Origin of the sequence: Flammeovirga aprica JL-4 (genome assembly GCF_012844305.1) — a bacterium.
GTDB classification, from domain to species: Bacteria; Bacteroidota; Bacteroidia; order Cytophagales; family Flammeovirgaceae; genus Flammeovirga; species Flammeovirga aprica.
This window is the reverse complement of the sequence record NZ_JABANE010000313.1, coordinates 1-985: the sequence shown is the minus strand read 5'-3', so window position 1 is coordinate 985 and position 985 is coordinate 1. Positions and strand designations below refer to the sequence as shown.

The following is a 985-nucleotide window of genomic DNA, read 5'->3' as shown; positions in this document are numbered from 1 at the left end:
CAGAACAGTTTTTAGAATTATATAATCAAAAGGTGGCTTAACTTTTTATCCGAAAAAATGTTGCAAATCCAGTCTTCTCCTAATAACCACAACCCACTTACGGCTCTATGTTCCAAAGCTTTTAGCTTAGTTGAATTTTCAGTGCTCGTCTCACATAATTTTCTTATTAAGAAGTTTAAGTCAATGGGGTAAATTATTTCTGATGTGTTACTTTGTTGGTTCCTAATTTTCTTGAAAAGATTATGATAAAATTCTAATAATGTTTCTTGTAAGTGTTCGTCATTAAAAGTAATGGAGTAATAAGCCAATTCATTTATAGATTTCAGTATATATTCATTTTCGTCTTTTGAAGAATTAATTTTTTTAATAAGGTGTTTGAGTAAACTTATAGAGTTACCATTAAATAAGGCTACTTTACTAATCCACTCAAAAAATAAAAAGACTAAGATTACAGTTGAAATTAGAACAATAAGTTTTGCAGAGTTATTGATTATGATATTATTCCAACTAAATAGAGGAGGGAATTCAAATATCATGAAAAAGAATGATATTAAAGTACTGAAGAGAACAAATTTGAATAGTGGTGTACCAAATGTAAATGGGTACTTTTTTTGAGGGAATTCATTTTTGAATACTTCTTTTAAAAATTGAGATTTGAACTTCTCTCCAATATTAGAAATTTTATCTGCGAGTAGTGGATATGCTATACTTAATATTGCAATATCTATTGCAATACAAATTTCAATTATATATTTCATAGTTTTATAAAACTAATGATTACAAAAAATAAAAATTTTGAAAAGACTTGTTATGTTAAATGTTTTAATTATTAGATACTTAACTTAACCTACTCTACCCGATGATAATTGGATAACTTTCTAAAAAGGAAGAAAAGTTGTTATTTTAAATTTCCTAAGTACTGAGACAAATTAAAATATAAGCTATATTTATACCCTAATTATGGGTCGTAAAACAAAAGTTATAG

Annotated in this window: 1 protein-coding gene; it reads right to left on the bottom strand. The window is 26.1% G+C overall.

Features of this window, described 5'->3' with window-relative positions:
- Positions 1 to 17: 17 nt before the first annotated feature.
- Complete coding sequence (locus HHU12_RS34110; RefSeq protein ID WP_169661176.1) at positions 18 to 758, bottom strand: hypothetical protein; 741 nt, start codon at positions 756 to 758, stop codon at positions 18 to 20.
- Positions 759 to 985: the final 227 nt, after the last annotated feature.